This window comes from Halorarum salinum (assembly GCF_013402875.1).
GTDB classification, from domain to species: domain Archaea; phylum Halobacteriota; class Halobacteria; order Halobacteriales; family Haloferacaceae; genus Halorarum; species Halorarum salinum.
Genome location: NZ_CP058579.1, coordinates 214552 through 239535 on the forward strand (window position 1 = coordinate 214552; position 24984 = coordinate 239535).

General features: G+C 71.4%; 23 protein-coding genes and 1 pseudogene. 9 read left to right on the forward strand and 15 right to left on the reverse strand.

Annotated elements, in window-relative coordinates; genetic code table 11:
• Positions 1–77: 77 nt before the first annotated feature.
• Together glmU and glmM are read right to left on the reverse strand one after the other, a co-directional pair.
• Positions 78–1259 carry a bifunctional sugar-1-phosphate nucleotidylyltransferase/acetyltransferase gene (glmU, locus tag HUG12_RS01005; protein WP_179266990.1) on the reverse strand — a complete coding sequence of 394 codons (1182 nt, stop codon included), beginning with the start codon at positions 1257–1259 and terminating at the stop codon, positions 78–80.
• 101 nt (positions 1260–1360) lie between these two features.
• On the reverse strand, positions 1361–2734 hold the full coding sequence (glmM, locus tag HUG12_RS01010) for a phosphoglucosamine mutase (protein ID WP_179266991.1): 1374 nt from the start codon (positions 2732–2734) through the stop codon (positions 1361–1363).
• Between the two features lie 293 nt (positions 2735–3027).
• On the opposite strand from glmM, the gene HUG12_RS01015 reads away from it, so the two are divergent.
• Both HUG12_RS01015 and HUG12_RS01020 read left to right on the forward strand, forming a co-directional pair.
• On the forward strand, positions 3028–4017 hold the full coding sequence (locus HUG12_RS01015; RefSeq protein ID WP_179266992.1) for a rhodanese-like domain-containing protein: 990 nt from the start codon (positions 3028–3030) through the stop codon (positions 4015–4017).
• A 9-nt stretch (positions 4018–4026) separates the two neighbouring features.
• Positions 4027–4428 carry a hypothetical protein gene (locus HUG12_RS01020; protein WP_179266993.1) on the forward strand — a complete coding sequence of 134 codons (402 nt, stop codon included), beginning with the start codon at positions 4027–4029 and terminating at the stop codon, positions 4426–4428.
• A 988-nt stretch (positions 4429–5416) separates the two neighbouring features.
• On the opposite strand, the gene HUG12_RS01025 is transcribed toward HUG12_RS01020, so the two are convergent.
• From HUG12_RS01025 to HUG12_RS01070, 10 genes are all read right to left on the reverse strand, one after another.
• On the reverse strand, positions 5417–5683 hold the full coding sequence (locus tag HUG12_RS01025) for a DUF7513 family protein (protein WP_179266994.1): 267 nt from the start codon (positions 5681–5683) through the stop codon (positions 5417–5419).
• A complete protein-coding gene (locus HUG12_RS01030) occupies positions 5680–7257 on the reverse strand; it encodes a Na+/H+ antiporter NhaC family protein (protein WP_179266995.1) in 1578 nt (525 codons plus the stop codon). Before HUG12_RS01030 ends, HUG12_RS01025 begins: the two co-directional genes overlap by 4 nt.
• A 122-nt stretch (positions 7258–7379) precedes the next feature.
• On the reverse strand, positions 7380–8123 hold the full coding sequence (locus tag HUG12_RS01040) for a hypothetical protein (protein WP_246308115.1): 744 nt from the start codon (positions 8121–8123) through the stop codon (positions 7380–7382).
• A complete protein-coding gene (locus tag HUG12_RS21575) occupies positions 8027–8374 on the reverse strand; it encodes an alkaline phosphatase family protein (protein ID WP_321169649.1) in 348 nt (115 codons plus the stop codon). The genes HUG12_RS01040 and HUG12_RS21575 overlap by 97 nt, the downstream gene beginning before the upstream one ends.
• A 286-nt stretch (positions 8375–8660) precedes the next feature.
• Positions 8661–9662 carry a phosphate signaling complex PhoU family protein gene (locus HUG12_RS01045; RefSeq protein ID WP_179266997.1) on the reverse strand — a complete coding sequence of 334 codons (1002 nt, stop codon included), beginning with the start codon at positions 9660–9662 and terminating at the stop codon, positions 8661–8663.
• Positions 9663–9744: 82 nt separating this feature from the next.
• Positions 9745–10641 carry a phosphate ABC transporter ATP-binding protein PstB gene (gene pstB, locus HUG12_RS01050; RefSeq protein ID WP_345777013.1) on the reverse strand — a complete coding sequence of 299 codons (897 nt, stop codon included), beginning with the start codon at positions 10639–10641 and terminating at the stop codon, positions 9745–9747.
• The gene (gene pstA / locus HUG12_RS01055; protein WP_179266999.1) at positions 10638–12260 is read right to left on the reverse strand and encodes a phosphate ABC transporter permease PstA; all 1623 of its coding nucleotides are present in this window, start codon (positions 12258–12260) and stop codon (positions 10638–10640) included. The genes pstB and pstA overlap by 4 nt, the downstream gene beginning before the upstream one ends.
• 70 nt (positions 12261–12330) lie before the next feature.
• Positions 12331–13266: a phosphate ABC transporter permease subunit PstC gene (gene pstC / locus HUG12_RS01060; protein WP_179267000.1), complete on the reverse strand. Its 936-nt coding sequence runs from the start codon at positions 13264–13266 to the stop codon at positions 12331–12333.
• Between the two features lie 48 nt (positions 13267–13314).
• Entirely contained in the window at positions 13315–14370 is a 1056-nt protein-coding gene (locus tag HUG12_RS01065; RefSeq protein WP_179267001.1) for a PstS family phosphate ABC transporter substrate-binding protein, read from the reverse strand.
• A gap of 231 nt (positions 14371–14601) precedes the next feature.
• Positions 14602–15099 (reverse strand): metal-dependent hydrolase, encoded by a 498-nt coding sequence (locus HUG12_RS01070; RefSeq protein ID WP_179267002.1) that lies wholly within the window; start codon positions 15097–15099, stop codon positions 14602–14604.
• 373 nt (positions 15100–15472) lie between these two features.
• On the opposite strand from HUG12_RS01070, the gene HUG12_RS21580 reads away from it, so the two are divergent.
• Both HUG12_RS21580 and HUG12_RS01080 read left to right on the forward strand, forming a co-directional pair.
• Positions 15473–15865, forward strand: a complete 393-nt coding sequence (locus HUG12_RS21580; protein WP_246308116.1) for an Hsp20/alpha crystallin family protein — start codon at positions 15473–15475, stop codon at positions 15863–15865.
• 95 nt (positions 15866–15960) lie between these two features.
• Entirely contained in the window at positions 15961–17310 is a 1350-nt protein-coding gene (locus HUG12_RS01080; RefSeq protein WP_218836381.1) for an outer membrane protein assembly factor BamB family protein, read from the forward strand.
• Positions 17311–17328: 18 nt separating this feature from the next.
• Here HUG12_RS01080 and HUG12_RS22150 read toward each other — a convergent pair whose 3' ends face one another.
• Positions 17329–17430: a C2H2-type zinc finger protein gene (locus HUG12_RS22150; RefSeq protein ID WP_449405259.1), complete on the reverse strand. Its 102-nt coding sequence runs from the start codon at positions 17428–17430 to the stop codon at positions 17329–17331.
• Positions 17431–17627: 197 nt separating this feature from the next.
• On the opposite strand from HUG12_RS22150, the gene HUG12_RS01085 reads away from it, so the two are divergent.
• Positions 17628–19109: a dihydrolipoyl dehydrogenase gene (locus HUG12_RS01085; RefSeq protein ID WP_179267004.1), complete on the forward strand. Its 1482-nt coding sequence runs from the start codon at positions 17628–17630 to the stop codon at positions 19107–19109.
• A 52-nt stretch (positions 19110–19161) separates the two neighbouring features.
• Here HUG12_RS01085 and HUG12_RS01090 read toward each other — a convergent pair whose 3' ends face one another.
• Positions 19162–20628, reverse strand: coding sequence for a lipopolysaccharide biosynthesis protein (locus HUG12_RS01090; RefSeq protein ID WP_179267005.1), 1467 nt, complete (start codon positions 20626–20628; stop codon positions 19162–19164).
• Between the two features lie 386 nt (positions 20629–21014).
• Between HUG12_RS01090 and HUG12_RS01095 the strand changes: the two genes are divergently transcribed.
• Positions 21015–21170: a hypothetical protein gene (locus HUG12_RS01095; protein ID WP_179267006.1), complete on the forward strand. Its 156-nt coding sequence runs from the start codon at positions 21015–21017 to the stop codon at positions 21168–21170.
• Between the two features lie 6 nt (positions 21171–21176).
• On the forward strand, positions 21177–22598 hold the full coding sequence (locus HUG12_RS01100; RefSeq protein ID WP_179267007.1) for a glycosyltransferase family protein: 1422 nt from the start codon (positions 21177–21179) through the stop codon (positions 22596–22598).
• Positions 22599–23013: 415 nt separating this feature from the next.
• Here the strand turns inward: HUG12_RS01100 and HUG12_RS22090 are convergent.
• A pseudogene (locus tag HUG12_RS22090) lies at positions 23014–23208 on the reverse strand (hypothetical protein); the annotation flags it as partial.
• A gap of 480 nt (positions 23209–23688) precedes the next feature.
• Between HUG12_RS22090 and HUG12_RS01110 the strand changes: the two are divergent.
• Positions 23689–23991, forward strand: a complete 303-nt coding sequence (locus tag HUG12_RS01110) for a hypothetical protein (RefSeq protein WP_179267008.1) — start codon at positions 23689–23691, stop codon at positions 23989–23991.
• Between the two features lie 35 nt (positions 23992–24026).
• Entirely contained in the window at positions 24027–24983 is a 957-nt protein-coding gene (locus HUG12_RS01115) for a glycosyltransferase family 2 protein (RefSeq protein ID WP_179267009.1), read from the forward strand.
• Position 24984: the final 1 nt, after the last annotated feature.

The following is a 24984-nucleotide window of genomic DNA, read 5'->3' on the forward strand; positions in this document are numbered from 1 at the left end:
CCCGCTCTCGGTCGGCCGCGTTCCCGCGTTTCCCGCCCCGTCCGCCCGTCGGCATCGTGCGAGTCCGGTCCCCCACGTTATCTGTCACGGTCCACACGTTCCCCGGGAAGGGTCGTCGCGCCGGCCGAGAGCGTCACTCCCGGATCGAGACTGGTGTTGATGCCCGTGCTCGCCCCGGGGCCGAGGACGGCGCCGAACTTCCGGCGGCCGGTCGAGACCCGCTCGCCCTTCACCGTCAGTTCGACCGGGCGGTCGTCGTGCCGGAGGTTCGCCACGTTCGTGCCGGCGCCGACGTTGACGTCCCGCCCGAGCACGCTGTCGCCCACGTACGAGAGGTGGTTCACGTTCGCGCCCGCCATGAGCACGCTGTTTTTCACCTCGACCGCGTGGCCGACCGAGACGTCCTTCCCGACGAGCGTCGCCCCGCGGACGTAGGCGTTCGGCCCGACGCTCGCGCCCGAACGGATCAGCGCGGGCCCCTCGATCACGACGCCGTCGTCGACCCGCGCGCCGGGTTCGACCACGACGTCGCCGTGGAGCGTCGCGTCCTCGCTCACCGTCCCCTCGACGCGCCGTTCGAGGTCGCCCAGCTGCCACTCGTTCGCCTCGAGCAGTTCCCACGGGCGCCCGACGTCGAGCCAGCCGTCCAGTTCCACCGGCGTCACGTCCACGGAGTCGATGCTGCGCGCGAGGACGTCCGTCAACTCGCGCTCGTCCCGCTCGCTCGGCGGCACGTCGAGCCAGTCGGTCGCGGCCGCCGGGAAGACGTACGCGCCGGCGTTCACCAGGGTGCTCGGGGGGTCGGCGGGCTTCTCGACGATGTTCGACACCGACCCGCCGTCGGTGGCCAGCACGCCGTACGAGGTGGGGTCCTCCCGGTGGACCGTGGCGACGCTCGGGCCGGCCTCGAACAGCGTCCGGACGCCGGCGGGGTCACAGAGGTTGTCGCCGTTGAGCACCGCGAACTCGCCGTCGAGGTGGGGGGCGGCCGCGCGGACGGCGTCGGCGGTGCCGTCCTGTTCCTCCTGGACGGCGTAGCGCACCGGGACGCCCTCGTACGTGGAGCGGAAGTAGTCCCTGACCAGGTCCGCCTCGTAGCCGACGACGAGGACGAGTTCGTCCGCGCCGGCCGCGACGGCCGCGTCGGCGACGTGCGCGACGAGCGGCCGGTCGGCGACCGGGAGCATCGGCTTGGGAAGCGATTCGGTCAGCGGTCGCATCCGCGTCCCGCGGCCCGCGGCCAGAACGACTGCTTGCATTGGAAGCGGCTACCCGCCCCGAGGGGTTTATTATTGAGCCGATAAGGTCCGTTCGTCGCCTCCGCCGGGGGCTTCGGTCGACCGGCGCCCGTCGAGTCGGCCTAGTCGTCGGACCGGTCCCCGACCGCGGCCGCCTCCGGTTCGGGGCCGCTCGACTCCCCGGCCCGAGCGTCCGCGACGAGTTCCGACGCGGCCTCGAACAGTTCGTCGGCACGCCCGGCGTCCTCGGCTTCCGCGGTGACGCGGACGAGCGGCTGGGTGCCGCTCGCGCGGACGAGGAACCAGCCGTCGTCGACGTCCACGCGGACCCCGTCGCTCACGTCGACCGTGTCGTACGTCGCCACCGCCTCGCGGTGCACCCGGCGCACGACCTCCGACTTGGCCTCCGCCTCGCGGCTCTCGCGGCGGGTCACGTAGCCGCCGATGCCGTCGAGTTGCGCCCCCAGCGGGCCGTGGTCGCGGACGAGTTCCGCGAGGCGGCAGGCGGCCAGCGGCCCGTCGGGACAGCGCGTCTCCCCCGGCCAGATCCAGGCGCCCGAGGGCTCGCCCCCGAAGGCGACGTCGTCGTCGGCGACGCGCTCGGCCACGTACGTGTCGCCGACCTTCGTCCTGACCACCGACGCGCCCACGTCGGCGAGCGCGTCGTCGACCGCGAGGCTCGTGTTGAGCGGCGCGGCGACGCGTTCGCCCGCACCGGCGCACGCGCGGCCGAACAGCGCGAGCAGCAGGTCGCCGGGGACGAACTCCCCCTCCCCGGTCACGGCCATCGTCCGGTCGGCGTCGCCGTCGTGGGCGACCCCGAAGTGGGCGTCCGTGTGCTCGACGAGCCGGCAGAGCTTCGTGCAGGTCTCGGCGGTCGGCTCGCTCGGGCGCCCGGGGAACGAGCCGTCCGGTTCGGCGTGGAGCGTCGTCACCGAGCAGCCGAGTTCGTCGAGCGCCGTCGCGGTCAGGCGGCCGGCGCCGTTGCCGACGTCGACGACCGCGTGGAGGCCGTCGAGCGACCCGGTCGCCTCCCGGAGCGCGGCGACGTGGCGCCCGGTCCCGCCCTCCCACTCGCTCTCGGACCCGACCTCCCCGGCGGACGCGAGCGCGTACGCCCCCTGGTGGACCCGGCGGGCGATCTCGTCGCGCTGCTGGCCGTCGAAGGCCCGTCCCGACGGCGTCCACAGTTTCAGGCCGTTGTCCGCGGGCGGGTTGTGCGAGGCGGTCACGGCGACGCCGGCGTCGGCGTCCAGCCACCCGACGCTCCGCGCGACCGTCGGCGTGGCGGCCGTGCCGAGGCGGACGACGTCGGCGCCACACTCCCGGACGCCCGCGGAGAGCGCGTCCGCGAGCATCGTCCCGCTCTCGCGGGTGTCCCGTCCGACGACGACCCGATCGTACCCCTCGGAGGCCAGCGCCCGGCCGACCGAGAGCGCGACGTCCGCCGTCACTTCCTCGCCGACCTCGCCGCGGATGCCGCTCGTTCCGAACATGCTCCCCCAACCGGAGGGGGGCGGCCTTACTATACGGGCGATAAACCGTTTCGGCCGCCGAAACGGTCCGAAAGCGCGGGTCGCCGGGGGCCCAGTGATCGGCCTCGTCGAGCCGTGGCGGGGACGTGAGGCGCCCTCACCGGCGGCCCCGTTCGGGGGGCCGGTGCCCCGGGCCGGCCGGCCGGCCCGGCGGCTCGCACGCACGCACGAATCACCCACTATTGGTCCGTCGTCCCGACCCGTCGCTTATTCGCAGTATAATAAACAGCCGGTGGAGGGTACACCGAGACGGAATGAAGGACGAAAGTTCGACTCGCAGACGGTTCATCCACGCGGCGGGTGCGAGCGCGGTGTTCGCCCTCGCGGGGTGTTCCAGCGACGGTAACGGTTCGGGGAGCACCGAGGACGGCGGGACGCCCACCGAGGGGACCGGATCCCCGACCGCCACCGGCACCGAGGACGGCGAGTACGTCGGCCCGCGCAACGGCGACGACCTGCCGGAGGACCCGAACCCGAAGGACGGCTACCCGCCCGAGTTCGAGTCCGTCCCGGAGGAGCGGAACGTCGACACGGACAGCTTCGAGACGCTTGAGCGCGGCGGCCAGACGATCAAACTGGTCCCCACGGACGTCGCCTACTACTGGTACGTCCGCGGCGAGGCCCGGTTCGTCGACACGCGCAGCGAGAGCGAGTTCGAGGTCTCGCACGTGTTCGGCTCGGTCCTGAGCCCGGCCGGCGACGGCATCGACCTGCCGGACGACCCCGTGCTCGAGTGGCCCGAGGGGGACCGCATCGTCACCTACTGTGCGTGCCCGCACCACCTGTCGTCGCTCCGCGCGGCCTCGCTGCTGAACCGGGGGTACCAGGAGGTGTACGCGCTGGACGAGGGGTTCGACGCCTGGCGCGAGAACGACTACCCGCTCGCCGGCGAGGACATCGGCCGCGTCCCGCCCGTGCGCGTCATCAACGGGAAGGTCCCGCAGCGACACGAAGGGGAGTTCGCGTGGGCCTACCACGAGGGCTCGGACCAGCGGGAGGCGACCCCCATCCAGGCCGACGGGAGCTACGAGCTCCGGACGAAGTTCGTCGACGTGAACGCGGACGCCACCGTACGGGTCGAGACCCCGGCGTACAACGTGACGGGGACGTTCGAGGAACTGACCGCGGGGACCATCTCCAGGGACGGGACCGTCCCCTCCGGCGACGGCTCCTCGGGGAACGGGACGGCGAACGGGACGTCGACGGACGACGGCGGGTTCGACGTTCGACCGTTCCTCCGCTGAGCCCGCCTCATGTCGAGCCGAGGGGGGTCCGACGCCGCCGACCTGCGACGACTCGTCGAGGAGTGCGAGGCATTCACCAGGTGCGAGAGCTGCGGGACCCACGTGGTGAACCTCGACAGCCACCGGTGCCCGTCGGCGGGCACGCGGGAGACGAACCGCGAGACGCGACGCGAGCGCGCCGAGCGGGACGAGCGGGACGACGACGACCGCGTCGGCATCTTCCCGCGCTCGAACGGCAACTCGTACGCCTACCACGAGCTGCGCGACGGGGAGGTGTGCTGTGGCAGCGGGAACTACACGAAGGCCGACAGGCTGGAGGTCGTCAGGCGCCGGGAGGCGAAGGCCCGCGGCCGCTGCCCGTGCGGGAACTGCGAGCGACTGCAGCAACTCAGGACCGACGGAGGGGACTGACGGACCGCCCGTCGCCCGGCCGGGCGGCGCGTGCCGCTTAGAACCGCGTTAAACCCGCGCCGTCCGCGGGTACCCGTCGCGGTCCGACCCCGGCACACCCGAGCGAGGCGGCACGGCGCGGAGGGCCGCACTACGTGTATTGCATCCCCCGGTGGCGTGACCGACGGCCACGACGGACGTAGTGATGGTCGGGTCGAATCCCCTCCGTCGACCGCGAAGCCGGGCCCGCTCGACGACGCGGCGGCTACACACGTCGTGTTCGGGAGTCGCTTCGGCCGGAGCGGGGAGGGCGTCCCGCCCCCGCCGGACGGCCGACGCCGGATGATCGTACGATTACATATGTAGCGTTGTAAGAACACCTCGCGGACACCTGCCGCCGTCCGACCCCGGAGCGGCCTCCGACGGGGAACGGACCGGCCACGGAGTCCGCCCTCCGGCGGGCCGCGATCCGGCGACGAACGACCCTTTCCGGGTCACGTAATCCGACCGGTCGATCCCCGAAGATGTAATCAGCACTACGGTACCGGTCGAGGTTCCCCTGTCCGTGGTTCCGGTCCAGTTCGAGGCGGTTCCCGGTTCGAGACTCACGCGTCGGGTAAACGGACGGTCGGGGGCTGCGGCGAGCCGGCGGTCACACGGCTCGACAGGGGAACGAACGCTCGGCTCGGCCGATCTAGCCTTCGAAAACGGGCCAGCCGGATCCGTGGGCGGCCGGCGTTCGGGGGCGACACGCCGCCACCGAGCGGTTCGAATTCGAGACCCGATCGACCGCCGACGGTCGCTCCCGGACGTCTCCCCCGGAGCCGGTTCCACGAAGACGAACCGACTGGTTCGTCCGATCCTGTCCGGTTCGGATACAGTGTTCAGAGCCGTCATTTCGACGGTTCCGGGGCGCGCGTCGAGCCGGCCGTTCGTGGACGTCGACGCTGGCGGTCCGTCCGACGGGCGTTCGGACCGGAAGGGGATGGACCCGACTCGATCGGGCGACTCAGAACGTCGTCTCGCCGACGACCTCGACCAGTTCGGCCGTCCCCTCGTGTTCGTTCCCGTCGAACTCCGTCACCCTGAGTCGCACCCGCTTGTCCACCGCCGTCCGGGGCGCGTCCGGGACGCGGAGGATCGTGTCGCCGACGCGGGCAACGGGGGTGTCGCCGTCCGTCCCGGTGATCATCGCCGTGAGTTCCTGACCCACCTCGAAGGAGGGGTTGGCGCTCCGGAACTGCCAGCCCTTCAGGTACTTCCCGAAGAGGCTCATACGCGGGCCACCTCCTCGGTCTCGCGGTCGCTGATGTACTCGCGCCCGAAGCCGGTCCAGGCCGCGAGCAGGAACACCCCGACCAGGAACCAGCCGTGGAAGACGAACGGCCAGACGTCGACCGGGTTGACGACCATCGACTGGGTGAACCAGTCGTACTGGTTCGGCAGCGTTCGGATGACCGCATAGCCCACGAGCACCCCGCCGGACCACGGGAAGATGTAGCCAAGCGCCGAGGTGTTGGCGTCGAGGATGTTCGCGCGGCGGTAGCCGTTGATGTTGAACCGCTCGCCGATGCGCGCGATGTAGGGCGCGATGGCGATCTCGGCCGCGGTGTTGATGGTGATCATCGCGTTGACCATCGCCGTGCCGAGCACCATCGTGGTCTCGGCGCGCCGGACGTTGGTCGCCACGCGCTCGAGCAGCCAGTTCTGGAGCGCCTCGAAGCCGCCGCCGCGGATCATCACCTGGGCGGCCGCGACGATGAGCAGCACCAGCACGATGAGCGGGAAGAACCCCTCGGCGCCCGAGTAGATGCTGCCGCCGACGCTCGTCTCCGCGCTGTCGACGAGTTCGACGAACGGCAGAACCGAGAGCGACTGGGCGATCCCGAGATCCCGGGGCGCGTTGAACACGACCATGTCGCTGACCGGCGCGAGCCCCAGCACGACGTTCAACAGGAACGCCACGATGAGCCCCCACGAGATGGCCTCGATGATGTGCCGGCCCATCACGGCGGTCGCGATGACGATCCCCATCGAGAGCAGGTGGACCAGCCCGATCGGCTGGGCCTGCGCGATGATCTGTTCCGCGTCGACGCCGGTGATGTTCACGCCCGACATCGCGCCCGCGGCGAACACGTACGTGACCACCGCGAAGAGCGCCGCGACGATCGCGTACTTGAACCGGGAGGCGACGACGCCGCCGATGTCCGAGTCCTGGGTGACGGCGCTCACGATGGTCGTGTCGCTCACCGGCGCGAGGTTGTCGCCGAACACCGCGCCCGACAGGATGGCGCCGAACATGAGCACCGGGTTCGCGCCCAGCAGGAGGCCGGCGGGGAACACGAGCGTCGAGAACGCGACGGTCGTCCCGTAGCCGGTCCCGATGCCGGTCGCGAGCAACCCGGCGAGCAGGAACGTGATCGCCGGGAACAGCGTCGCCCCGACGTCGGCCGCGTTCGCGGCCCACACGAGGCCGTCGACGAAGCCGCCCGCCTGGATGGTGCTGGCGAACATGCCCGCCCAGAGCCAGGCCACGACCGCGGTCGCGGCCACGCGCTGGGTCATCCCCTCGAAGATGGTGTTGGCGTACGCCCGCCAGTTACCCTTCACGAACAGCATCCCGAGGATGAGCCCGATCAGCATCCCCGCGACGAGACCGGTCTCGTCCCCGATGCGGAGCAGTCCGCTCTGGACGATCGCCCAGACGATGAAGAAGGCGATGGGGAACCCGCTGACCAGCCGCCCCCCGTGGAACTCGATCCGCGGGCCCGTGCGGGCCTCCTCCGCCTCCGCCAGTTCCTCCCGTACCGTTTCGTCGTATCCGTCGGTGTCGTTCGGTGGTGGCGTCATTCGTTCACCCGTGGTATGAATTGACACCATGCGGGGCCATTATATATAAGTACGTGCCCCGGTCCGGGGGCCGGGCGCGCCCGATCGGGCGAACGCGTCGACGCCGACGGCGTGGGGTGCGATCACCGACGGCGACGGAGTTCGCGGTCGAGTCCCGGGCGAAGCGGGTCGAGTTCCGGGCCGAGCAGGTCGATCCGCTCCCGGAGTTCGACGACGGTCGCGAGGGCGGGATGGCCGACGGCTTCGTCCGCCGGCCGGCTCCGGACCGCTTGAATGCCCCGGCGACTCGCACCGATCACTCGACGTAGCCGAGCCCCCGAAGGCGCCGTTCGACCGCGTCGTTCCCGGCGACGGCGTCCTCGCTCCCGCGTCCTCGGCTGTACCGGCGCGTCGGCCGCCGGGGAGTCGGCCGCAACGAGTTCCGAGAGGACGCGCCCGTCGGCGGCCGCGGGAACCGGCTCACCACGGAGGTGAAGCACGGTCGGCACCACGTCGACGACCGTCGCATCGCTCGGCCCGCATCCGGCCCCGATGTCCGGCCCGTGTGCGAGCAGGATTCCCTCACTTCGGTGACCGGCGGCCTTCGTCTCGGCGTCGGTGAACACGTCGTCGGTCAGCGGCGTCTGCACCTCGTCGCCGTCGAACGCTTCCAGAACGGCCGCGCCGGTCTCGGGGTCCTCGACGTTCGAGAGGAGCCCCGCGAGTTCACGTTTCAGTCCGGGCACGTCCGTCGGCTCGACGGTCCCGTCGTCGAACCGCTTCCGGTCGTTCACGTAGAGGCAGCCGTCACCGTGGACGAAGGCCGCCGTCTCCCCGTACTCCACGTCGTAGAGCGCTTGCTTCCCGGGGACTTGGAGCGCCGCCATGTCGACGAATGGCTGGGGGACCGCCCGTGCTTGTCGGGCCACGTTCCGGTGGTGATCGACGGCCACGCGAGCGGCGTCGACGCCGGCGTCGTGCTCCCGATCGGGCCCGCGGAACCCTCCTCGAACAGCCGTTCGAACGAGGGGAGGCCGCCGAACCCGATCCAGCGTTCGAGCAGCGGCCAGGGAACCCCGTCCAGCCCGAGGACGACTGCCCCCTCCATCCGGCTCGCGGTCGGCGTCATCGACCACATCCCCGCATCTTTTTACTTCTACTTGTCATTTTTCGCTCACCACGATTCCGCCTATAATCGCCCAGCACATCGTTATTCTCCCGATCGTCTCGTGAATGACTCCGATAATTATCCCCATGTAGATATGTTTTCGTTCGGGTCAGTACGCCTTCGGAGCGCTATCGAGCGCGACCCGGAGGCGGGGGAACTGCGGGCTCGTCGGCGCTCGGGTCGGCGACCGTTCACCGCGGGTCACGACCGTCGCCCGGCGACGGATCCCCACCGCGGTCCCGTTCGGAGCGTGTCGTCACGGGAACTCGTCGCGCCGAATCGCCGCACGCAGCGCGAGCTCCGCGACGTCGCCGCCGTGTTCGGCCGTCCGCCGGAGGTGTTCGACGGCGCGAGCCAGCCCGTACTCCGCGTCCGGGTCCTCGAACAGCCGCCGGTCGAGCGCCGCGGCGCGGGCGCGAACCCGGTCGCGGGCGTCCAGCGCGCGACGAGCGGCGGCCGGGGGCGCGTCACCCGTGACGGCGTCAACCCCGTCCGCGACGATCCCCCGCGCGGTCCGGGCGAGAAGGCGGACGTCGGGGACGGCGTCGTCCGGGACCGCCCCCGCGACGTCCTCGGCCGCCCCAGCGACGCGTTCCGCGCGGTCGGCGACCCGCTCCAGTTCGCGCGCCGCGAGCCACAGTTCGAAAAGTTCCGGCCGGGTCAACCCGAGGGCGTCACACTCGTCGAGCTTGGAGAGCCCCCGGCCGAAGTGCCGGTCGATCAGCCCGAACAGGCGGTCGGCATCGTCGTCCCGGTCGGGGACGCCGCCGGCCGCGGTCCCGTCGATCAGGGCCCCGGTCGCCTCGCGGTGCATCGCCAGCGCGACGAGCCGGAGCTGGCGGAGCGACTGGACGATCGACACCTCGTCCGCGTCGAGCAGCGTCCGGACCGTCGCCCGGCCGTCCACCCCCTCCTCGACGGTGACGCCGACGAGCGACCGCGTCACCCCGCGCAGGACCCGTCGCTGGCCGTCGGTGACCTCCCCGTCGGCGACGAGCCGGAGCTCCTCGACCCCCGCCGCGTAGGCGGCCCGCACGGTCCGTTCGAGGCGCGTCGGCTCGGCGTCGCCGATCCCGACGGTCGCCCGCTCGAGCGCGCCCGCGGGCGGGTCGCGGGCCTCGATCCGGAGCACGCCGTCGATGGTCGTGTCCACGTTGACGACCGTTCCGGCCGCGACGTCCTGCGCGGTCGCCCACTCCTTGGGGAGCGAGACGGTGAAGGTCCCGCTGCCGACCGTCTGGACCTTTCTCGTCTCCATCGTCAGTCGGCGGGCGTCGGGGTCGTCCCGACCGCGTCCCGGACGTCGGTGTGACTCGCGCGTGTACCGATGCCGCGTCCGGTCATCCGAACTTGCCGGTGATGTAGTCCTCGACGCGGTCGGACTCGGGGTTCCCGAACACGGTCGCGGTGTCGCCGAACTCGACGAGTTCCCCGCCGGTGAGAAACACCGCCGTCTCGTCCGAGATGCGCGCCGCCTGCTGCATGTTGTGCGTGACGACGACGACCGTGTACTCCTCGGCCAGGTCCGCGATGAGGTCCTCGACCTTCGAGGTCGCCACAGGGTCCAGCGCGCTCGCCGGTTCGTCCATCAACAGCACGTCCGGGTCCGGTGCGATGGCGCGGGCGATACAGAGCCGCTGTTGCTGGCCGCCCGAGAGCTCCAGTCCCGACTCGTCGAGGCGGTGGCTCACCTCGTCCCAGAGCGCCGAGCGCCGCAGGGCGCGCTCGACGCGTTCGTCCAGGTCGTCGGTTCGACCCTGGACGCGAAGCCCGTAGGCGACGTTGTCGTAGATGCTCTTGGGGAACGGGTTGGGTTGCTGGAACACCATCCCGATGCGCCGCCGCAGCGCCACCGGGTCGACGTCGTCGTCGTACACGTCCTTCCCCTCGAACAGGAGTTCCCCCTCGACGCGACAGGAGTCGACGCGGTCGTTCATCCGGTTGATACACCGCAGAAACGTCGACTTCCCGCAGCCCGACGGGCCGATGATCGCCGTCACCCGCCGCTCGGGGACGTCGACGTCGACCGGCCGGAGCGCCACCTCGTCGCCGTAAGAGACGGTGAGGCCGCGCGCGGCGATCGCGGTCCGGGACGCCCCGGACCCGGGTCCCTCCCCGGGGTCCGGGACCTCGATGGACGCCCCGATCGGTTCGTCGTCGCCGGTCCCGACCGGCCCGGCGGTCGGGCCGGCCGTCCGTTCCTCCGCGAGGTTCGATGTGTTCTCGGACATGGTTATCGACTCCGCTGGTACCTGTTCCGGACGAGGATCGCGGTCCCGTTCATCACGAGCAGCACGACGAGCAGCGTCACCACGCCGGCCGCCAGCACGCCGAACCGGAACTCGGGCTTGATCTCGGAGGACCACGCGAAGAGCTGGCGCGGCATCGCGCTGAACTTCGCGAAGAATCCGGACGGCGCGAGCCGGACGCTCGAGGCGGCGCCGATCATCAGGAGCGGAGCCGTCTCCCCGATCGCCCGCCCGAGCGCGAGGATCGTTCCGGTGAGGATCCCCGGGAGCGCCTCCGGGAGCACGACGTTCCGGGTCGTCTGCCACTTCGTCGCCCCCATCCCGTAGGAGGCCGCCCGCCTCGACTCGGGTACCGCGCGGATCGCCTCCTGCGCGGAGATGACGACGATGGGGAGCACGAGCAGCCCCACCGTGAGCCCGCCGACGACGACGATGCCCGACTCCAGGCCGACCCCCCGGATGAACAACGCGAGCCCGAGCAGGCCGTACACCACGGAGGGGACGCCCGCGAGGTTTCCGATGTTGATCTCGACGAGGTCGACGAACCGCCCGGCCCGGCCGGACGCCGGCGCGTACTCCTCGAGGTAGATCGCCGCCCCCACCCCCACGGGGAATGCGGAGACGACGATGACGACGAGCATCAGCACGGAGCCGACCAGGGGCGGATAGATGCCCGCGTCGGCGGGGGTCCGCGAGGTGGGGCTCGTGAGGAAGCCCCAGTCGAGCCACGGCTCCGGCCCAGCGAACCCGAGCGACCGGACGACGACCGCCCCGAGGGCGGCGCCCCCCACGACGACGACGGGGAAGGCGAGCCCGGAGAGCCCCTCCCCCCGCCGGAGGACCCCCTCCAGGTAGGCGCCGGTCGGGAGCAGGGTCGCCGTCGCAAGCAGAACCCAGTTCCCCGCCGTCAGGCCGACGATGGGAGAGAGCACCGCACCGATCGACGCGACGAGAACCGAGGCGAGGAGCGTCTCCTCGACGCCGCGGCCGTCGTCGCGTCGCCGGGCGACGACCCGGCCGAACGCGAGCGCCGCGGGAGCAGTCACCGACGCGACGAGCAGCATCCAGCCGACCGGCACGACCGGGAGCGACCGCATCACCGCCGTCGCGCCGACGACGCCTGCGGCCGGTCCGACGCCGAGAACGGCCAGCCGTTCGAGGGCGGCCCCGGGGCGGAGGCGCCGGTGGGCGAGGACCGCGCCGGCGCCGACGGAGAGGCCCGCGAGCGCCGCGAACCACTCGGCCGGGGTGACCACCTCGACGAACAGGACGGCGAGCCACCCGCCGACCAGCAGGCCGACGACGGGGACGCCGAGGGTCGCGTACGCGACCTCCCCCGCGGCGGGGTCGCGGTCGTAGTAGTACCAGGCGAGCGCGAGCGACGGCGCGATCGTCGTGGAGAGGAAGACGGCGTGCCAGCGGGGGTCGGCGCTCAGCGGCCGGAGCGCGTCGTTGAACACGTACGCCAGCAGGAACGCGACCGCCGCGAGGCCGAACACGGTCGCGCCGAGCGTGACGCCCTCGAACAGCCGACCGCGGAGGCGGCTCACCGACTCCGTCGCGGGGGCCGAGTCGTGGCGACCGCCCCGGGAGCGCTCGGTCGCCATCAGCGGCTCCCCCCGTCGGCGGGGCGCGTCCGGGGATCGGTCGCCGGAACCGGGGCACCCGGGAGGCCGGTCATCGGTACTCCTCGCGATACCGCGCCGAGATCAGGTTGCTGAGGTAGTTCATGAGGAACGTGATGGCGAACAGCGTCAGGCCGAGCGCGAACATGCTCCTGTACGTCGGCGAGGCCGCGGAGACGTCGCTGGTCACCGCCTGCACCATCGCGGAGGTCATGGTCTGTCCCGACTCCGAGAGGCTCGAGAGCGGGTCGGTGAGGTCGAACAGCCGCGGCCGAAGCCCCATCGCCATGACGACGATCATCGTCTCGCCGATGGCCCGCGAGAGCGCGAGGATGAACGAGGCGAAGATGCCCGACACCGCCGCCGGGACGACCACGCCGGTCGACACCTCGTACTTCGTCGCGCCCAGCGCGTAGCCGGCCTGCCGCAGGGCGTCCGGCACCGCGCTCATCGCGTCCTCGCTGAGGCTCGACACCATCGGGATGATCATGATGCCGACCATGATCGCCGCGCTCGCCACGTTGAACGTGCCCAGGTCGAACCCGAGCGTCCGGAGGAACGGGGTCAGGTAGACGAGCGCGAGGTAGCCGTACACGACCGTCGGGATGCCCGCGAGGATCTCCAGCCCCGGCTTGAGCACCGATCGGGCCCGTCGGCTCGCGTACTCGCTCAGGTAGACCGCCGCCGCGACGCCGACCGGGATGGCGACGACGGCCGCGCCGGCCGTCACGAGCAGCGTTCCGGTCACCAGCGGCAACACGCCGAACTGGCCGCGGTCGGTGATCCACGTGGTCCCGGTGAAGAACGACACCGGGTCGACCATGCCGAAGAACGCGACGGCGTCGACCGTGAGCGCGAGGACGATGCCCAGGGTGACGACCACCGTCAGCGAGGCACAGAGGAACAACACCCAGCGGTAGAGCCGTTCACGCGCCGCACGGCGCTGCTGGCCGCCGGACAGTTGCAGGCGGTTCGTTTCGTTGCTCATGAATGGACGATGTAACCGTGGGAATATCCCTGCAACAGGCAGACCCGGTTAGTTACCCGCGACGTCCTCGAGCGTGGCGAGGTTCTCGTCGCGCATGTCGACGCTGGAGGGGACGTAGCCTATCTCCTGGACCATGTCAGTCTCGGCGTTCTCGAGGTAGAAGCTGAGGAACTCGTAGACCTGTTCCTCGTTCCGGATCGACGATTCGCTACCGTAGATGAACAGCGGCCGGGCCATCGGATACGAGCCGTCCTTGGCGGCCGCGAGGCTCGGTGCGCCGGGTTCGTCGCCTTCCTCCGCCGCGACGCTTACGGCCTTGACGGCGTCGGAGTTCTCGTTGTAGTAGGCGTACCCGAAGTAGCCCATCGCGTACTCGGAGTCCTGGATCCCCTGGACGATCAGGTTGTCTTCCTCGGTGGGTTCGTGCTGGGCGGTGTGGTTGTGGTCCTCGCCGATGACGTTCTCGTTGAACCAGTCGTAGGTGCCCGATGTGGACGCGGGGCCGTACAGTTCGAACGGTTCGTCGGGCCACTCGTCGCGGACGTCCGACCACAGTTCCGCGCCGTCTTCGCGCCAGATCTGGGACATCTCGTCGAAGGTCATGCTGTCGACCCAGTCGGCGTCGTTGTTGACGGCCATCGTGAGCGCGTCGCTGGCGATGTGGAACTCGACCGGTTCGACGCCGTTGCCCTGACAGTGTTCGACTTCCTCGTCCTTGATCGGGCGCGACGCGCCGTTGATGTCGGCGTCACCGGGACAGAAGTGGTTCTCGAAGCCGCCGCCGCTCCCCGTCGAGTCGACCGTGACGTTCACGTCGGGGTGTTCCTCCATGAACTGCTCGGCCATCGCGTCCGTCACCGGGAAGACCGTGCTGCTCCCCGAATTGACGACCTCGCCCGAGAGGTCATCGCCGCCGTTTCCGCCTCCGTTGCCGCCGCCGTTTCCGCCTCCGTTGCCGCCGCCGTTTCCGCCTCCGTTGCCGCCGCCGCTTCCGCCGCTCCCCTCGGTACAGCCGGCGAGCGCCGTGACGCCGATCGTCCCGGAAGCGAGCAGGAATTTCCGCCGCGATGCCAGGTCGGACGTGGCCGCTTGGTCCTCGACCATCGGGTGAACGGGCGGTAGCTAATGGTAAACTCGTTTATAATAGTGGTACTCCCCCCTCCGTGAGAGACGTGTCCGTTCCCCCGCCGACCCGACCCCACGTGATGGCTATATAGGCCACCGAAAGCGACGAGGTGGTGACCGCCTCCTCGCGCCGGTGGTCGGCCGCCCCGGATACCGCCTCCTCGCCGGCGGGAGACGGGCTGGGTGCGGACGGAGGGCTCGGCCGAGCACCTACACCGGCAGCGACCCGAGCGCCGCCGCGAGCGTCGGACCCTCCAGCAGCGCCTCGCGGCCGACCTCCACGAGCGCCGCGACGACGGCCAGTTCGAACGCGGTGACCAGCAGCGTGACGACGTCGGCCCACTTGCTCGTCACCGGGACGCCGACGGGGATGTCGTACAGCTTCGGGTACGGGTAGAACACGGCCATCCCGCGGACGTTGCCCAGCAGGTCGAGCGCGTAGTGGGTGGCGATGCCGAGCCAGACGTACTGCAGGTTCCCGGTGAAGTGCGGGAACGCGACGAACAGCACGAGCACCGGGAGGTTGTGGAGCGTCTTCCGGTGGGTGCCGAACTCGGTGTCGATGTCGGGGACCAGCGCGCCGAGGACGACGGGCACGCCGACCACGAACGCGCTCCGGGCCCCGGCGAGCGAGATCGTGGGTTCGAGCAGGAACCCGGTGCCGAAGCCCAGCAGGACCGCGTTGACGATGTGTCCTCGCTTGTTCATTACGGTGGAAGTGGCTGGGGGAACCACGGGGAGGAGTCTTCCGACTCGTCGTCTTCCGTGCGTCTGACGCGGGGGACGGGGGAGTCCGGTGACGATCGGCGGGAGCGAGCCTCGTCGCGGGGGACCCGTCTCGCTCGGCCCGATCTCGAACCGCGGGCGAAACGACAGTTTAACCGGTTGGGGGAGTTAGATGGTAACAAGGACCGCGGATCGACAGCGACGGATCCGGCGGTCCACACCCATGAGCGACGACGACGCGAACGAACGGAACGACTCGGAAACGGAGGAACCCGAAGCCCCATCGCGCGGATTCCGTCTGGAGGCCGGACTGCGCCCGTTATCGGGTCTACTCGGTGGCCTGATCGGGGTGGACGTGAGCGAATCGCCGCCTCCGGCGGAGGACCCGGTAGACCGGGCCACCGTCGACGAGAGCGAAAGCGACACGCAGCGAGGGGACGTCGATCGGCGGCGAAGCGGGAACGGTCCACGGCGTAGACGAACGAGGCGGGTCCGGAAGGCCGGTTCGGACGGGTGCCTGTTCGACGCCCGCTTCGACGACGACGAGTTCGTCGTCACCGCCGACGTTCCGGGAACGAGCAAGGACGACCTCTCCATCGGCATCGACCCGAAGACGAACGACCTCGTGATCGGCAAGAACGGGACCGTCCTCGAGCGCGTCTCCCTCCCCTGGCAGTCGCCGGAAGCCACCAGAGTCTGGTTCAACAACGGCGTCCTCGAGGTCCGCGTGCGACCGGCTGACCCCTGACCGGCGCGTCGGGGGCGCGGCGGCGGCAGTCCCCGAACCGCGCCGTTCCAACGGGGAGACATATGTACCCCCCGTCCCAACCCATCGCAACTCGCATGGACGACACGAGCGACGCCCGGCGGCCGCGCGCTCGAGGGACGGGCAGGCGACGGTTCCTCCGGCGCGCGGGCGTCGGCGCGGCAGTCGGCCTCGCCGGCTGTACCGCCCTCCTGAAGCGCCCGACCGGGTACGACCGGTCCCAGGCGGACTTCGACCCTCCGACCCTTCCGTACGACGAGACGTATCCCGACGACGACGGCGTGACGACGTTCCGCCGTGGCCTCCGTCGGCTCGGCTACTACCCCGACGCGGTCGTCCCCGACTCGGTGACGGTGAACTGGCGGCTCCCGGTCAACTACGACGACCACACGGCGGCCAAGGCGAGCCCCCGCCCGACGCCCGACGGCGGGACCGTCCTGATTCCGGCCGACACGGGTCGCGTCCACGCGGTGACTCCGGCGGGCGAGCACCGCTGGACGGCCGAGACGGGCGCGACCTCGATGGGCATCCACGCCACGCCGACGGTCGTCGACGACGTCGCGTACGTCGGCGGCTACGACGGCGACCTCTACGCGTTCGACGTGGGGACGGGCGAGCAGGTGTGGCGCACGGGCCGGTGGGCGCTCGACGGCTCGATCGCCATCGGGTCGAGCCCCGCCTACTGGGACGGCGTGCTCTACGTCGTCGCGGAGTACAGCAACCCGGCCGCCGGGACGATGTGGGCGATCGACGCCGAGACCGGCGAGCCGATGTGGAGCGACGACCGCCCCCTGGGCATGCCCCACCCGTCGACGGCGATCGACCCGGTCTCCGAGCGGCTGGTCACCGGGTCGAACGACGGGGTCGTCTACTGCTGGGAGTTCCCCTCGATGGAATTCGCCTGGGAGTTCCAGACCGGCCACCACGTCAAGGGGACGACGCCGCTGTACGACGGGAGCGCGTTCGTCGGCTCCTGGGACGGCAACCTCTACCGGCTCGCCCTCGAGGACGGGACCGAGGAGTGGCGCTTCGAGACCGACGACGTGATCATGTCGAACCCCGGGATCGACCCCGACGCCGGCGTCGTCTACGTCGGGGGCGACGACCACTACGTGCACGCGCTCGCGGCCGACACCGGCGAGGAGCTGTGGGCACGCGACGTCGGCGGCCACGTCATCGGCTCGCTGACGGTCACCGCCGGGTCGGTCCTGGTCGGCTCGTACGACTCGCACCTGTACGCGCTGGACAAGGAGTCGGGCGCGGTTCGCTGGCGCGTCGCGAACAACGGGCACGTCACCAGCGAGGCGGTCCCGCACGACGGGCGGATCTTCTACGCGGAACGGGCGGTGCTCTCGGGGGGGCGCGGCGGCGACGAACCGGCCGTCGAGACGCCCGGCCACGCCCACTGTCTCGTCCCCGACGAGTGAGTGCCCCGGCGGTTCCCCTCAGTCCATTTCGGCTTCGTGTTCCTCCCGGTTGTGCTCGTGAAGGTCCTCCTCGTCGTCGAACGTCGCGCCGCACAGGTCACACTCGTACTCGTCCGCCATACGACCACACACGGTCGTGCCGTCGGTAAGGTCATCGTCCGGTCGGTGTCCGGACGGCGTCCGGGTGGTTACGGCTTGGTCCCGTCCCCCCCTTCCACCACCGGGGTACGCTCCCTTCGGGTTCGCGTTTCCGCCACTTTGTTCACGTTTCCCCTGCCGGGCCCGCATTCATCGTCCACGGCCTGGTAGGCGGTGGCATGGAGGAGTTCGACTTCCTGGTCGTGGGCTCGGGGTCCGGACTCGACGTGGCGAACGTGGCGGCCGAGCGCGGACGGTCCGTCGCCGTCGTCGAGAAGGGGCCCCTCGGCGGCACCTGCCTCAACCGGGGCTGCATCCCCTCGAAGATGCTGCTGTACCACGCCGACGTCCTCGAGACGGTCGAGCGCGCCGGCGAGTTCGGCGTCGACGCCGAGGTCAGGGGCGTCTCGTTCGAGGAGATCGTCCGCGAGGTGAACGACGAGGTCCACGAGGACGCCGAGTCGATCCGGCGCGGGCTCGAGTCCTCCGAGCGGCACAGGCTGTACGCGGGCGAGGGGCGCTTCGTCGACGAGCGCACGCTCGAGATCGCGGGCGGCGAGGACGACGGCGCCCGCATCCGGGCGGAGACGGTGCTCGTCGCGGCCGGAACTCGCCCCGCCGTCCCGGCCATCGACGGCCTCGAGGACGTCGACTACCTCACGAGCACCGAGGCGCTCCGGTTGACGGAGCCGCCGGACCGCCTCCTGATCGTCGGCGGCGGCTACGTCGCCGCGGAGCTCGCCCACTTCTTCGGCACGTTCGGGAGCGAGGTGACGATCGTGGGACGCAGGCCGGCCCTGCTGCCCGACGCCGACGAGGAGGTCGCCCGGGCGTTCACCGACCGGTACGCGGAGCGGTTCGACGTGCACACGGGCTACGAGGCGACCGCCGCGTCCGAGTCCGGCGGGACCGTGACAGTCGAGGCGCGGCCGTTCACCTACGGCAACGACGGCGAGGGAGGCGGGCAGAACGCGACCGCGGACGGCGAGGCCGATCCCATCGCCGTCTCGGGCGACGAACTGCTGCTGGCCGCCGGGCGCGTGCCGAACACGGACGTGCTGAACGTCGCGGCCGCCGGCGTCGAGACCGACGAGCGCGGGTTCGTCGAGACCGACGAGTACCTCCGGACGACCGCCGAGGGGGTCTGGGCGCTCGGCGACGTCGTCGGCGAGTACCTGCTGAAACACAGCGCCAACCACGAGGCCCGCGCCGTCGCGCGGAACGTATTCGGGGACCGGATGCAGCCGGTCGACTACGCCGCGATGCCGTTCGCCGTCTTCGCCTCCCCCGAGGTCGCGGGCGTGGGCGTGACCGAGGGGGAACTCCGCGCGGCGGACCGCGAGTACGGTGTCTCCACGTACCGCTACGAGGACACCGCCCGCGGGAACGCGATGAAGGCCGAGGGGTTCGTGAAGCCCCTGGTCGACCCCGAGGGGTCGATCCTCGGCTGTCACATCGTCGGCCCGGACGCCTCGGCGCTGATCCAGGAGGTCGTCGTGGCGATGAAGGCCGGGTCCGGGACCGTCCGGGACCTCAGGGAGTCGGTCCACATCCACCCGGCGCTCCCCGAGGTCGTCCAGCGAGCGTTCGCCGGCGGGTTCCACCGGGGTGGCGAGCACGGGCACGACCACGAGCACGGGCACGACCACGAGCACCGGTAACCGTCGGACCGTCGCCGGCCGCTCGCCCGGGGCCTCGCCCGAACCGCGGGGCTCAGACGGACGTCCGCGCGCCGAGGAATCCGGAGAGATCCCGGAGCGTCCGCACCGACCCGGCGCGGAACTGCTCGCTCGCGAGCGCGAACAGGCCGAAGTGGACGGCCGTACCGACCGCGAGCACGGGGCCGAGCGTCGAGACGGGCGTCACGTCGAGCGCGTGGCTGGCGGCCCAGACGAGCGCGCCGGCGGCCGCCGCCGCCCCGAACTGGAGGTGGAACGTCTCGGGGAGGACGACCCGGCCGAACGCGTACCGGGCGGCGACCTCCGAGCCGACGACGCCCGCCAGTTCGAGCGCGACCAGCGCGAGGACGACCCCCTCGACGCCGCCGGCCGCCGCGCCGAGGACGACCGCGGGCACCCCGGCGACGAGCGTCGCGGCGGTCAGGTAGAACACGTACCGCGGCCGGTCGACGCCGTGGATCGCCGCCGCGATCGGCGTCTTCACTCCCGAGAGCACGTGGATCGAGGCCACGCCGAGCAGCACCAGCCCCGCCGTCGCGTACTCGGGGCCGGCCGCCACGAGCAGGAGTTCCGACGCGACCGGCGCCATCAGGAACACCGCCGGGATGGCGACGCTCGGGGTGTAGTCGATCGCCAGCCTGACGTAGTCGAGTACGTCCTCGTCGGCCGTGTCCATCGCGCTGATCTTCACAAGCAGCGGGTCGTTGATGCAGGTCGCGAGGTACGAGCCGACCATCGCGACGCGCTTTGCCGTCTCGTAGGTGGCGACCGCAGACCCGCCGAGGACGACCCCCATCAGCAGCGTGGGCGCCTGCTCCCAGAGGTGGCTCGCGATGCCGGTCGGGAAGCTCCACTTGCCGAACTCGGCCCCGCTGGCCAGCGACTCGCGGGACGGGAGCCGCGGGACGAGCCCGACGAGCACGTAGATGCAAAGCGCCGCGGAGAGATGGATGCCGGCGCCCAGCAGGAGCACCGACCGGGGGGAGGCCGCCCCGAACCAGACGAGGGCGAGCACGCCCCCGAGGAACGCCGTCTCGCGGAGCGACTGGGCCACCATCGACGCGCCGGGGCTGCCGGCGGCGTCGTAGAGTCGGGTCGACATCGCCGACTGGGTGAGCACGGCCGTGTAGACGCCGAACGCGAGCACGGTCGGCCCCGTGAGCGGCGTCCGGGCCACGAGGGTCGGCGCGGCGAGGAGCAACGCGCCCGCGAACGCGATGAGGTACAGCGCCGTCCCGGCCTGCGCGAGGCCGAAGAACTCCGCGCTCGAGGAGTCGACCTCGCTCGCCCGCTTGCGCATGATCTCGCTGAGCTCCCGGGAGGGGATGATCGCGATGAACGACGCCGAGATCGCGTAGAAGTACGCGCCCAGCCCCGTCGAGCCCAGCGCCCGGGTGAGGAGCGCGAGGGTCGCCAGGTGGACGGCGACGAGGACGACGTTCGAGGCCGCGGAGATCAACGATTCGCGCCTGATGCTCAGGTTCGCCGTAGCGGCTGCCATCGAGTAGCGCAGCCTTACCCGATCTCGTTCTTAAGCCTACTGTTAGAACATGTACTCTACCATTCCGCAAGAACGAACCGATCCGGATTACCCGGGAAGTATCCTGTAACGAGTGTCGTTACCAGTCGTTCGTGTTTAACATACGCCTATGACACTGTTTTTATGCTAGACGGCGTGGGACGATGGAGGCGAACCGCCGACGGGGAGCGACCCGGGAGGCGGCCCGGTCGGCGCGCGGCGGTTCCACGTCGCCGCGCGCGACCGTCGAGGCGGAGTCCGGTCGAGTCCGAGTCCGCATCCGAGGCCCGGTAAGCCGACCGTACGGCCCCGCTCGTGGGTAGGGCTCTCGTAACTAACGCCGTCCGGACCGTCGGAAGGGGGAACGAATGACCGACCGTACGACGGGCCACCGCGAGGGGCCGGCGGCCGGCGGAGGCCGGGGACCGACCGGCGTGGCGCCCGCGGGGCGTTCCGACGGCACCGACCCGCCGACGGGTCGGGTGGCCGGACCCGAGGCGTCCTGGAACGAGGAGGGTGACTGATCGACGATGCGCGTGCTGGTCGTCCCGGAGTTCTACCGGCCGGACGACGCGAGCGCCAACGGGACGGTGAGCGACGCGGTCGCCTGGATCCGCGAGTGGCTCGACCGCGACCCGAGGATGCACGTCTACGTGCTCGCCCCGCCGCGCGAGTCGGCGGGGTACGAGCCGGCGGATCTCCTCGGGGACCGCGGGCGCGTGACGCTCGTCGAGGCCGAGCCGCCCCTCTCGGACCTCGACCGTCGGGAGCCGTGCACCGAGACCGGCTACTCGGCCGCCCAGCTCCGGGCGATCCGGCGGCGCGTCTTCGACGTCGACGCCTACGTCGACGTGGTCGTCGACCAGCTCCGGACCGGCCGGACGACGCTGTACAAGTGGCTCCTCGACCACTCGGACCAGTGGGCCGCCGCGGTCCGCCCGTTCGACGTCGTGGCGAACGTCCACGACCTCCAGCTCCCGTTCAAACACCGCTACTGCTCGTACCGCAACGGCTTCCAGTTCCGGATGGAGGCGGCCGCCGCGGCGTTCGCCGACGGCGTCTGGTTCACCGCGGGCGTCGACGCGGACGGGTTCCGCGAGCGCGCGACGTTCCTCGCGGACGACGTGGTCGAGTCGGCGGCGGGGGACGCCGTCGTCGCCGGCAGTCCGATCAGGTTCGACCGGTTCGACGAGCGCTACGCCGACGAGCCGCGGTGGTTCCACCTCGCCGGGTCGTTCTGGGCGAAGAAGAACGCCGACCGGCTGTTCGCCGTCGCGGAGACGCTCCGCGAGCGGTTCGGCGTCCGGACGCTCCTGACCAGCATGGACCCCATCCCCGACCGCTATCGGGAACGCGACTGGGTCGAGGCCCACGGGGAGGCCTCCAGGGGAACCTACGAGCGGGCCCTCGACAGGGGGGACGTCGCCGTCTGCGCGAGCGAGTACGAGACGATGGCCCGGACCCCGTTCGAGCAGGCCGCCTCGGGACAGGTGCTCGTCGTCCGGGACGCCCCCTGGGTCGCCGAGTGCGTGCCCGACGACCACCCGTTCGCGGGGTCGCTCGACGAACTCCCGGACCTCGCGGCCCGGGCCGTCGAGGGCTGGTCTGCCGCGGTCGAGGCGAACCGCCGGCTCGTCGACCACGCCCGTCGAGTCCGGGGCGCCGACGCCTGCGGCCGGCGGACCCACCGGGACCTGCGGCGACGCGTCGAGGGGAAGACCGAACGGTACGGCCGGGGGAAGCGCCCGGCGGTCGTCGCGCGGGCGGCCCGGGACTGCGGGGACCGGTTCCCCCTCGACGACGTGCTCGATCGGACCGCCGCGTACACGGGCGACGGCCGGCCGCTCCCGGAGCGGGAGTCGTACGCGTTCGTCGACCTCGTGTACACGCTGCGGGCGCTCGGGTTCGAGGACGAGGGGAACCCTGGGACGCCGACCTTCCGGCGGCGGTGATCGGTCGGGCTCGCGGCCCCGGCCGCGCCGTTGCCGGCCGCCCACCGGGTCGTTCGGCCGCCGATCGTTCCGGTAGCCACGGCGCTGCGGACGGCGAGGCCGGCGTCGACGATGGACCGGCGAGCGGTCGGGTCCCGGGCCAGGAACAGCGCCAGATGCGTTGCGACCCCGAGCGTGCCGGCGAGGACCACCTGGTGGGTCGTCGGGGTCCGCAGGAGGGACGTGAGCCCGGCCACGACGACCGCCATGGCCCCCGCGCTTCCCAACTGGGCGCGGAGCGGCCCCGGAAGGACGGGAACGGCCGCGCCGTTCCGTCGGAGCGTCCGATGGAGGAGCCGAAGCGGAGCGTCTCCGCGACGACCGCCGCGACGAGCGACTCGCCGAGGAGGACGACGAGGACGAACGTGGGGATCGCGATGACGCTCGTGTACGAGGTGGTCGCCCTGACCGCCTCGGCGACCGAGCGGTCGCGGCTGGCGAGGTTGCTGGTCCGGCTGATGAGCCCGTCCATCACCACGCCGGAGATGAGCGTCGCGAGGCCGGTGAGCGAGAGCGCGACCTCGTAGTAGCCGACGGCCGTCGTGAGGCCGAGCCCGCCCAGGAGGAACACGTCGAACCGGGTGTACGCCTTCCCGACGACGTTCGACGGGACGTTGAACTATCGCGTAGTCCCAGACGTACGTAGCAGTATCCCGCACGGGAACGGACGGTCCGATCCCCAGGAAGTACAGGATGACCGGGAGACAGAGGGCCGTGGCGACGACGTAGCCGACGGTCATCCCCGCCACCCCGAACCCGAGCGTGACGAGGCCGAACTGGAGGCCGGTCTTGGCGACCTCGCGGCCGAGGTCGATCCAGTTCGTGACTCCGAACTTTCCCCTCCCGGCGAGCAGGAACTGAAGCGGGAGGAACAGCGAGATGGCGGCGAACAGGACGACCGCCATGTGGGCCGCACCCCCGACTCCCGTGTACGCCACGAGCTGCTCGCGCCCGAGAACGGCGAGGACGGCTGCGACGAGAGCGCTCCCCACGGACGCGCTTGCGACGGCCGGCCGGATGGTGAAACGGGAGGCGGGCGAACCGCGCCACGATGCCCGGCGAAGAACCCGCCGAGAGCGAGCGGACGACCGATCACGACGAGATCCGCGACTGGGTCGAGGAGCGCGACGGCCGCCCGGCCCGCGTCGAGGGGACCGACGACGACGGCGACGGCCTCCTGCGCGTCGACTTCGGGGACGGGGACGACGACCTCGAACCGGTCTCCTGGGACGAGTTCTTCGAGGCGTTCGAGGAGAACGACCTCGCGATGGTCTCCCAGGACGAGACGACCGAGGGGGAGGGGAGCCGCTTCTCGAAGCTCGCCTCCCGCGGGGAAGGGAACGAGGGAGAGTGACCCGGCCCGGTGCGCGAATCGGCCCGCCGTCGCCCATGACCGGCGGTGCCGGCGGAGCCGACGAGCCCACCGTCAGCGTGGTGCTCCCGACGTACGACCGCGCGGCGACGCTCCCCGGGGCGATCGAGAGCGTCCTCGCCCAGACGCACCGGCCGGTCGAACTCGTCGTGGTCGACGGCGGGTCGACGGACGACACCGACGAGGTGCTCGAGGCGGTCGACGACGAGCGCCTGCGGGTCCTGCGGCGCGAGTCGCCGGCGGGGCCGAGCGCCGCCCGCAACGCGGGCGTCCGGGCGACCGACGGCGAGTTCGTGGCGTTCGTCGACGCCGACGACCGCTGGCGCCCGCGAAAGCTCGAGCGGCAGTTCGCGGCGATGGAGCGGGCGGACGCGCCCGTCTCGCTGACCGGCCTCGAGAAGTCGGCGGGCGAGCCGCGGACCCGCGGCGGCGCGGAGGGCGACGTCCACGGGGCGGTCAGGCGGCTGGAGGTTCCGACGTACACGTCGACGCTCCTCGCGTCGCGGGACGCGCTCGCCGACGTCGGCGGGTTCGACGAGTCGCTCGGCTGCTTCGAGGACTGGGAGCTGTGCCTGCGGCTCTCGCGGGAGTACGGGTTCACCTTCGTTGACGACCCGCTGGTGGAGAAAGGGACGAACGGGGACAACGTCTCGGCGGACCCCGACCGGCTCGCCGCGGCCTTCCACGCGCTCGATCGGCGGTACGACCTCGCCCGAAGCGCCAGGGTCCGACTCCTCGCCGACGTGGGCGTCACCTACTTCGAGGCCGGGCGGTTCGCCGAGGGGCGCCCGTACGCGGCCCGGTCGCTCGCGCTCGACGTCCGCCGCCCGAAGGTTGCCGTCGCGCTCGTGCTCTCGCTCACGGGGTCGCCGACGGCGTTCGATTCCGCGATGGAACGGGTCTACGGCGCGGAGCGCCTGCTCCACGCGGCCGGCTTGCGCCTCCGCCGGCAGTTGCAGGCAACAGGGAGGTGAC

What these genes read in the sequence shown, in the direction of transcription:
- glmU (WP_179266990.1), bottom strand. Translation starts at nt 1,259, where the DNA reads ATGCAAGCAGTCGTTCTGGCCGCGGGCCGCGGGACGCGGATGCGACCG.
- glmM (WP_179266991.1), bottom strand. Translation starts at nt 2,734, where the DNA reads ATGTTCGGAACGAGCGGCATCCGCGGCGAGGTCGGCGAGGAAGTGACG.
- HUG12_RS01015 (WP_179266992.1), top strand. Translation starts at nt 3,028, where the DNA reads ATGAAGGACGAAAGTTCGACTCGCAGACGGTTCATCCACGCGGCGGGT.
- HUG12_RS01020 (WP_179266993.1), top strand. Translation starts at nt 4,027, where the DNA reads ATGTCGAGCCGAGGGGGGTCCGACGCCGCCGACCTGCGACGACTCGTC.
- HUG12_RS01025 (WP_179266994.1), bottom strand. Translation starts at nt 5,683, where the DNA reads ATGAGCCTCTTCGGGAAGTACCTGAAGGGCTGGCAGTTCCGGAGCGCC.
- HUG12_RS01030 (WP_179266995.1), bottom strand. Translation starts at nt 7,257, where the DNA reads ATGACGCCACCACCGAACGACACCGACGGATACGACGAAACGGTACGG.
- HUG12_RS01040 (WP_246308115.1), bottom strand. Translation starts at nt 8,123, where the DNA reads ATGGCGGCGCTCCAAGTCCCCGGGAAGCAAGCGCTCTACGACGTGGAG.
- HUG12_RS21575 (WP_321169649.1), bottom strand. Translation starts at nt 8,374, where the DNA reads ATGTGGTCGATGACGCCGACCGCGAGCCGGATGGAGGGGGCAGTCGTC.
- HUG12_RS01045 (WP_179266997.1), bottom strand. Translation starts at nt 9,662, where the DNA reads ATGGAGACGAGAAAGGTCCAGACGGTCGGCAGCGGGACCTTCACCGTC.
- pstA (WP_179266999.1), bottom strand. Translation starts at nt 12,260, where the DNA reads ATGGCGACCGAGCGCTCCCGGGGCGGTCGCCACGACTCGGCCCCCGCG.
- pstC (WP_179267000.1), bottom strand. Translation starts at nt 13,266, where the DNA reads ATGAGCAACGAAACGAACCGCCTGCAACTGTCCGGCGGCCAGCAGCGC.
- HUG12_RS01065 (WP_179267001.1), bottom strand. Translation starts at nt 14,370, where the DNA reads ATGGTCGAGGACCAAGCGGCCACGTCCGACCTGGCATCGCGGCGGAAA.
- HUG12_RS01070 (WP_179267002.1), bottom strand. Translation starts at nt 15,099, where the DNA reads ATGAACAAGCGAGGACACATCGTCAACGCGGTCCTGCTGGGCTTCGGC.
- HUG12_RS01080 (WP_218836381.1), top strand. Translation starts at nt 15,961, where the DNA reads ATGGACGACACGAGCGACGCCCGGCGGCCGCGCGCTCGAGGGACGGGC.
- HUG12_RS22150 (WP_449405259.1), bottom strand. Translation starts at nt 17,430, where the DNA reads ATGGCGGACGAGTACGAGTGTGACCTGTGCGGCGCGACGTTCGACGAC.
- HUG12_RS01085 (WP_179267004.1), top strand. Translation starts at nt 17,628, where the DNA reads ATGGAGGAGTTCGACTTCCTGGTCGTGGGCTCGGGGTCCGGACTCGAC.
- HUG12_RS01090 (WP_179267005.1), bottom strand. Translation starts at nt 20,628, where the DNA reads ATGGCAGCCGCTACGGCGAACCTGAGCATCAGGCGCGAATCGTTGATC.
- HUG12_RS01095 (WP_179267006.1), top strand. Translation starts at nt 21,015, where the DNA reads ATGACCGACCGTACGACGGGCCACCGCGAGGGGCCGGCGGCCGGCGGA.
- HUG12_RS01100 (WP_179267007.1), top strand. Translation starts at nt 21,177, where the DNA reads ATGCGCGTGCTGGTCGTCCCGGAGTTCTACCGGCCGGACGACGCGAGC.
- HUG12_RS01110 (WP_179267008.1), top strand. Translation starts at nt 23,689, where the DNA reads ATGCCCGGCGAAGAACCCGCCGAGAGCGAGCGGACGACCGATCACGAC.
- HUG12_RS01115 (WP_179267009.1), top strand. Translation starts at nt 24,027, where the DNA reads ATGACCGGCGGTGCCGGCGGAGCCGACGAGCCCACCGTCAGCGTGGTG.